Annotated in this window: 7 protein-coding genes; 1 reads left to right on the top strand and 6 read right to left on the bottom strand. The window is 50.5% G+C overall.

Features of this window, described 5'->3' with window-relative positions; all coding sequences use genetic code 11:
* Positions 1-129 precede the first annotated feature (129 nt).
* Entirely contained in the window at positions 130-1,401 is a 1,272-nt protein-coding gene (locus INT21_RS06860; RefSeq protein WP_193068164.1) for a site-specific integrase, read from the bottom strand.
* Positions 1,402-1,548: 147 nt separating this feature from the next.
* Between INT21_RS06860 and ettA the strand changes: the two genes are divergently transcribed.
* Positions 1,549-3,237 carry an energy-dependent translational throttle protein EttA gene (ettA, locus tag INT21_RS06855; protein WP_193085019.1) on the top strand — a complete coding sequence of 563 codons (1,689 nt, stop codon included), beginning with the start codon at positions 1,549-1,551 and terminating at the stop codon, positions 3,235-3,237.
* A gap of 102 nt (positions 3,238-3,339) precedes the next feature.
* Here ettA and INT21_RS06850 read toward each other — a convergent pair whose 3' ends face one another.
* The 5 genes from INT21_RS06850 to phaR form a co-directional block, all read right to left on the bottom strand.
* Complete coding sequence (locus INT21_RS06850; protein WP_193060336.1) at positions 3,340-3,681, bottom strand: histidine triad nucleotide-binding protein; 342 nt, start codon at positions 3,679-3,681, stop codon at positions 3,340-3,342.
* A 54-nt stretch (positions 3,682-3,735) separates the two neighbouring features.
* Entirely contained in the window at positions 3,736-4,608 is an 873-nt protein-coding gene (locus INT21_RS06845) for a phosphoribulokinase (RefSeq protein WP_038476906.1), read from the bottom strand.
* Positions 4,608-5,060 carry an acyl-CoA thioesterase gene (locus tag INT21_RS06840; RefSeq protein ID WP_193060337.1) on the bottom strand — a complete coding sequence of 151 codons (453 nt, stop codon included), beginning with the start codon at positions 5,058-5,060 and terminating at the stop codon, positions 4,608-4,610. Before INT21_RS06840 ends, INT21_RS06845 begins: the two co-directional genes overlap by 1 nt.
* Before the next feature lie 52 nt (positions 5,061-5,112).
* A complete protein-coding gene (gene purD, locus INT21_RS06835; RefSeq protein ID WP_193060338.1) occupies positions 5,113-6,399 on the bottom strand; it encodes a phosphoribosylamine--glycine ligase in 1,287 nt (428 codons plus the stop codon).
* 96 nt (positions 6,400-6,495) lie between these two features.
* A complete protein-coding gene (gene phaR / locus INT21_RS06830; protein WP_038476915.1) occupies positions 6,496-6,960 on the bottom strand; it encodes a polyhydroxyalkanoate synthesis repressor PhaR in 465 nt (154 codons plus the stop codon).
* Between the last annotated feature and the right edge of the window lie 125 nt (positions 6,961-7,085).

The raw sequence follows: 7,085 nt of genomic DNA, 5'->3' as shown, positions 1-7,085 counted from the left end.
TTCAGGTGTCCGGGGTTGCCGGCTTCGCCGGGCAAACAAAAAACTCGCCACATTTGGCGAGTCTAGGTGTACTCAACCACTCATCCAGAGAGTCATGCGTCGGTGCTTCAAGAGCTGAAACTGCGATACTCATTCTTTGCGTCCCTTGAGAATTTCAGTCTCGACACTCTTTCTGATTGCCTTTAATTTATCCGAGCGTTTTTTCATAGCCTTATCTGCTTCTTCCTTCCAAAACTTCGCTCCGTAAAGCCCCGGCATGTTCGATTCAGGACTCCAACCAAACATCCAAGTGAGGGTCTTTTGAACTTGAGTTGTACGATCCTCTGGCGTGAACTTTTCAAGCTCTTCACGCATGCTTTCGAGCATGGTGTAGACCGCGTCATGCCTCAAAATATGAGGATGAATGTTAGCCAGCTCAGGCACTACTTTTCCGACCCGGGGGAAAACGCCATCCAGCGCTTTGATACTCAAAGGTTTACCTTCATTTCGCCTATGAGCTACTAGCAAAAACGGATGCTTTTTCGCCTGCGATGGGCCTGTATGGGTCTTTCTGTAGAGGTATTTTGACTCATATTCACTGATCGCCCAACATAGGTCATCGCCTAATTTCAATATGCGCTCGTGGGTTTTGAATTGTGGGGCCGTTGTGCGAGGGTCTATGTTTTCATCCAGAAGATTGACCACCTTAAGCTCAGGAATGTCCCAGCGAATATCTTTGGTCTTGATCAGAAGCATTTCAGAACGGCGCAATCCTAAATCGAGACCTAACAGCAAAATGATATAGTTACGAAGCTTAATTGCTTCATCTGCGAACGGGTTCTCGGCACTCTCCGGATGCATGACTTTCAACAGTCTATTCCGTTCCGAGGCTGTCAGCCCTTTCATATCGTCAATGCGCGTCTTTTTCCATCCCGGACTCGCGGCTTTAATCTTACGATTAAAACGCCGCTTAACATCGTCAATTGCCTCATCTCGCGTCAAGTAATCACCCAGCTTGTCGTACAGAAAAGCCAGGTAATCGCGTACTGCTTCAATACGCTGTTTCGCATGGACCTTACCAACCGGTTCGTATGCCGTTGGATGTAAGCGCATACCCGCATACTTTTTGGCCAAGGTTACTTTGTTGAATCCCGCGTCTGACACAAACCGAGAGATTTCACTGTCTGTCAGATACTGCGATCTGGGCCGCTGCTCCAGGCGGGAAATGAGATCGATGGATGAGAAAGCGAGGAAGTCCTCAAGTACGGCCAAGTGTTCAAGATACTTTTTGGTGGTTTCCAAAGCCTTGCCTGATAGCTCGAAGGTCACATACAGGTTTGGGTAATAGACGGGGATATGGTCTTGCACAAGCACCTTTCTTCGCGCAGCATTTACCACCTGCTCGATGACTTGATAACCCATATTGCTTCCTTCTTAAACGCGACTTTTTTAAGTATAGTAAAGAACAGGAATACAGAAAAGAAAAACTTAACTTTTTATTTTTCTGCTTTGAGCGTTCATTATCCCCCTCAAAGCCCCATGAAAACTGATTTAGAGGAAAGCTAGACCATGTCAAAAGGTGACAAAAAAGGTCAAACAGGTTCTTACGTATTCACCATGAACCGGGTTGGCAAAGTTGTGCCACCCAAAAAGCAAATTCTCAAGGATATTTCGCTATCGTTTTTCCCTGGCGCCAAAATTGGCGTACTGGGTTTGAACGGTTCCGGTAAATCCACACTGCTACGCATTATGGCTGGTGTCGATAAAGAGTTTGAAGGTGAAGCTCGTCCGATGCCTGGTATTAATGTGGGCTACCTGCCTCAGGAGCCACAGCTTGATGACGAAAAGAACGTTCGCGATACAGTAGAAGAGGCGCTAGGCGCCATTAAAGAAGCCCAGGAAAAACTGGATGCGGTGTATGCCGCGTATGCCGAGCCTGATGCGGATTTTGATGCCCTAGCAAGCGAACAAGCACGCCTTGAAAATATTATTGAAGCCGCCGATGCGCATAACCTTGAGCGTAAGCTGGAAGTCGCTGCTGAAGCGCTGCGTCTACCGCCCTGGGATGCCAAAGTAGGCAATCTTTCTGGGGGCGAGCGCCGCCGTGTAGCGCTGTGCCGCCTGCTGCTCTCAAGCCCCGATATGCTCTTGCTCGACGAGCCTACCAACCACTTGGATGCTGAATCCGTTGCCTGGCTAGAGCGCTTCTTGCACGACTATAACGGTACTGTCGTGGCCATTACCCACGACCGCTACTTCCTGGACAACGTTGCCGGATGGATTCTGGAACTTGACCGCGGCCAGGGCATTCCTTTTGAAGGCAACTACTCCCAGTGGCTGGAGCAGAAAGAGCAGCGCCTGAACCAAGAAGCCAAACAGGAAGTATCGCGCCAAAAAGCTATCAAGCAAGAGCTTGAGTGGGTGCGCAGCAACACTAAAGGACGCCAAGCGAAGAGTAAGGCGCGCCTTAATCGCTTTGAAGAGATGCAGTCTGGCGATTTCCAAAAGCGTAATGAAACAAATGAGATCTATATTCCGCCTGGCCCGCGCCTGGGTGATAAGGTCATCGAGTTTCATAACGTGACCAAGCGGTTTGATGACAAACTGCTCTACCAGGACCTCTCCTTTACCATCCCTCAAGGGGCGATTGTCGGGATTGTAGGTGGTAACGGGGCCGGTAAATCGACACTGTTCAAGCTAGTCACCGGCCAGGAACAGCCGGATGCTGGCGAAGTAGTGATTGGTGAGACTGTCGATATTGCCTACGTTGAGCAGTTGCGTGACGCGCTAGACGACAAGCAAACTGTTTGGGAAGCCGTCTCTGACGGACAGGATATTCTCAACATTAACGGCTATGAAGTCTCTTCGCGTGCCTACGTTGGCCGCTTTAACTTTAAGGGCAACGATCAGCAGAAGCGTCTAGATGAGCTTTCTGGTGGTGAGCGCGGTCGCCTTCAGCTTGCCCAAACGCTTAAACAAGGCGCAAACGTACTGCTGTTAGACGAACCTTCAAACGATCTGGACATCGAGACCCTACGCGCCTTGGAAGAAGCGCTGCTGGCCTTCCCAGGCTGCGCGATGGTGATTTCTCACGATCGCTGGTTCCTAGACCGTATCGCCACGCACATTCTCGCCTTTGAAGGCGATTCAGAAGTCGTCTTCTTCGATGGTAACTACACCGAATATGAAGAAGATCACAAGAAGCGTGTGGGTAACGACACACCTAAGCGAATGAAGTATAAGCGCATCGACGCCTAACGATTCGTTGCAATACCGCTGATACGTAAAAAGCCCCTTGTACGCTAAAAACGCACAGGGGCTTTTTACTTTTGTTGGGCTATAAAATAAACAAACCCACTATCAGCCAGCCGGCCAAGTAAACTGCCGACCTCCCAATAAATGCATATGAATGTGATAAACCGTCTGACCACCCAGTTCATTACAATTCATCACCACACGATAACCATCTTCCGCGAAGCCTTGCTGCTTGGCCAGCTGTGCGGCAGTGTGCTGCAAACGCCCAACCAGGGCTAGGTCTTCAGGATCAATATCGTTAAGCGTAGCAATATGCTTTTTAGGAATGATCAACTGATGCGTTGGCGCCTGAGGATTAATGTCGTTAAACGCCAATACATGCTCATCTTCAAACACAATATCTGCGGGAATTTCGCGGTTTATTATTTTGCAAAACAGGCAATCCATACGGCCTCCTTCATTTTTGTAAGTGGCGAAAACGTGCTAATTAGCAAAAACGGCCTAGCGAAAACGGCGCTGAGACAACAAATGGCGAACTAGCGGCGCTAGGATCAGCTCCATCGCTAACGACATTCGCGCCCCAGGCACCACTAACGTGTGCGGACGTGTCATAAATGAATCTTTTATCATCGCCAATAGCCATGGAAAATCCACCGTTGAGGGATCTCTAAAGCGAATCACCACAAACGATTCTGCATCGGTCGGAATATCCTGAACCTCAAAGGGGTTCGACGTATCGACAGTGGGCACACGCTGGAAATTAATATGGGTACGCGAGAACTGCGGCTGAATGTAGCGCACGTAATCATCCATGCGCCCTAATATGGTATCGATGACCGCTTCCTGGGAATAACCGCGCAGCTTGGTATCACGATCAATTTTTTGAATCCATTCAAGATTCATGGTCGGCGCAACGCCGACTAGCAAATCTACGTGACGAGCAATATCATACTCTTGGGTCACCAAGCCGCCATGCAGTCCTTCGTAAAAGAGCAGATCAGTACCACAAGGCAGTGACTGCCACTCAGTGAACGTCCCTACTCGATAACCTGCCTCAATTTTTTGCTTATCTTCTGCATGAATGTAGTGACGGAACGTACCCGCTCCATGCTCACCGTATTCAACAAAAAGCCCTTCAAGTCGATCAAGCAGATTAGCTTCTACAGCAAAGTGAGAAAGCTCATCTTTGCGTTCGGGCTCGTCACGAAAAATCCGCTGGAGATCATCGCGGGTGTAGCGGTGAAAGGCATCGCCGTCCACCATGGCAGCATGCACATCTTCACGCAGGAACATGCGCTCAAAGCTGCGACGCACCGTGGTAGTACCCGCGCCTGAAGAGCCCGTGATGGCAATGATTGGATATTCCCGCGACATTAAGTACCTCTCTCCTGAGCAGTCGCGCGAGCAATCGCCTGCGCAACGTCATCAGGCACTTTGACAGGCCGCCCTGAAGAAAGGTCTAAAAGAAGCTGGTTAACCCGAGCAGTTGCCACCACCTTATCGGTTTCTGCATGACAAATGCGCTGATAAACCGTCAACGCTTTGCCTTGTGGTTCAGGGACAGCGGTCTCAATTACCAAAGCATCCGGCCAGCGCGCCTCGCTCTGGTACTGAACCGCTAGGTCAGCAACAACGCTCGGGTAGCCTTTTATATCCCACTCAGGCAAACCTAGCGCAGCGAACGCATGCACGCGAGCTTCATGTAGCAGCGATACTAAAGCGTCATGCCCCAGGTGGCGACCGTAATTCATATCCGTTACGCGCACCGTTAAAGGATGCCGATGAATAATCGCTGCCGTGGGGAAATCTAGCGTGACACGCTCCATGCTTAGTTCCTTGTCAGTGGTGGTTTAGCTCCGGCGAGATCATCGCTGATCGCTATTTTTCTCGGGCGATAGCACGGAATGCGATATCACGGCGGAATTCAGCACCCTCCCAGTGAATCGCTTTAACCCCCTGGTATGCTTGCTGTTGAGCAGCAGATACTGTGTTGCCTAATGCGGTTACGCATAGCACTCGCCCGCCTGCGGTTACGATACTGCCGTCAGCAGCCTGAGTAGTGCCTGCATGGAATACTTTGCACTGCGCCTGACCTGCCTGCTCCAAGCCATGAATGACATCGCCTTTGCGGTAACTGCCGGGATAGCCACCTGCCGCTATCACAACACCCACGGCTGCGCGGGAGTCCCACTCACACTGCTTATCGGCAAGCTCGCCCTTAGCGCCAGCCAAGCAAAGCGCGGCTAAATCTGACGTTAACCGCATCATGATTGGCTGAGTTTCGGGGTCACCAAAACGGCAGTTATATTCGATTACTTTTGGATTGCCTTCAGCATCAATCATTAGGCCTGCATATAAAAAGCCGGTATATGCATTTCCTTCTTCCGCCATGCCCCGCACGGTGGGAAGTATAATCTGCTCCATGATGCGCTCGTCGATCTCTGGGGTTACCACCGGCGCCGGAGAGTAAGCTCCCATGCCGCCTGTATTGGGGCCGGTATCACCGTCATAGGCACGCTTATGGTCTTGGCTAGTGGCCATCGGCACCACATTCTCACCATCAACCATGACGATAAAGCTAGCTTCTTCGCCTTCCAGAAATTCTTCGATAACAACGCGCGCACCCGCATCGCCAAATGCATTCGCCTCTAACATATCGCGAATAGCCGCTTCAGCTTCGGCTTCACTCATCGCTACAATGACACCCTTACCCGCCGCCAAGCCGTCAGCTTTGATGACAATAGGCGCGCCCATCTCAGCTAAGTAAGCCAAGGCTGGCTCTACCGCTGTGAAGGTTTGATACGCGGCAGAAGGAATCTGGTGGCGTGCCAGAAAGTCTTTGGTAAACGACTTAGAGCCTTCCAACTGTGCGGCGCGTTGTGAAGGCCCAAAAATTGTCAGGCCAGCCGCCTGAAAACGATCAACCACCCCTTCAACTAACGGCGCTTCTGGCCCTACCACTGTTAGCGCTACCTGCTCGCGCTGGGCAAACGCCACCAACGCGTCTAAATCTGTTGCTTCAATAGCTACGTTGGTCAATTTAGGCTCAGTGGCAGTACCTGCATTACCTGGCGCTACAAACACCTGCTCGACGTCACTAGACTGCGCTAGTTTCCACGCCAATGCATGCTCGCGACCACCGCCACCTATCATTAAAACGTTCATCATCATCCTTCTCAAACGGGAGTGCCTAGCTGAGATTAGCTGAAAGCGTAACTAAGTTAATCGGCATATTATGCCACAACGACTCAACCAGCGGCGTCAGGAGCTTTTATCCGGCGTATCGTCATCGTCTGTTTGATTAGGCTGATTAAGCGTTTTTTGCCAAAAACGCATATTTTCTTCGGCCAACTCACGCATGAACTCCATAGGAGAGTGGCGTATCGCTTGTTGCCACTGGCTTTGCATGCGCTTTTGCTGTTCCAGCATGAGCTGGGTGCCCTGCTCTAAATAACGTGCTAGCGGTAAAGGCGATGACATATCGTACACACGGATCAACTGAGCCAGCAGGTCATTTGAGAAAACTTCGGCTTCACTATCAGCCTGCTCTTGCTCGATAATGATCGACAGCAAAATGGTCCGCGTCAGGTCTTCACCACTTTTTGCATCCTCGACGCGGAAGGGTTCTTCTTCAATAATCAAACGCCGCAGATCCTCAAGCGTCACGTAACGACTTTGTTGAGTATCGTACAACCTACGGTTGGCATATTTGCGAATTACGCGCACAGCGCATCTCCTTAAACGCGGTAGAGGCTTTGTCGCCGTTGCTGCTATTGTGCCTGCAACATGCGCCTATGCAAGTCAGCTTAACGGATTAGTACCGGTAGGCGTGTCTTCCTTATGACCAATAG

Source organism: Halomonas sp. 3F2F (genome assembly GCF_014897805.1).
Taxonomy (GTDB): domain Bacteria; phylum Pseudomonadota; class Gammaproteobacteria; order Pseudomonadales; family Halomonadaceae; genus Vreelandella.
The sequence above is the reverse complement of the archived record's forward strand: the minus strand, read 5'-3'. Positions and strand labels throughout refer to the sequence as shown.

Coding starts and splice junctions, on each gene's coding strand:
- INT21_RS06860 (WP_193068164.1), bottom strand. CDS start 1,401: ATGGGTTATCAAGTCATCGAGCAGGTGGTAAATGCTGCGCGAAGAAAG.
- ettA (WP_193085019.1), top strand. CDS start 1,549: ATGTCAAAAGGTGACAAAAAAGGTCAAACAGGTTCTTACGTATTCACC.
- INT21_RS06850 (WP_193060336.1), bottom strand. CDS start 3,681: ATGGATTGCCTGTTTTGCAAAATAATAAACCGCGAAATTCCCGCAGAT.
- INT21_RS06845 (WP_038476906.1), bottom strand. CDS start 4,608: ATGTCGCGGGAATATCCAATCATTGCCATCACGGGCTCTTCAGGCGCG.
- INT21_RS06840 (WP_193060337.1), bottom strand. CDS start 5,060: ATGGAGCGTGTCACGCTAGATTTCCCCACGGCAGCGATTATTCATCGG.
- purD (WP_193060338.1), bottom strand. CDS start 6,399: ATGAACGTTTTAATGATAGGTGGCGGTGGTCGCGAGCATGCATTGGCG.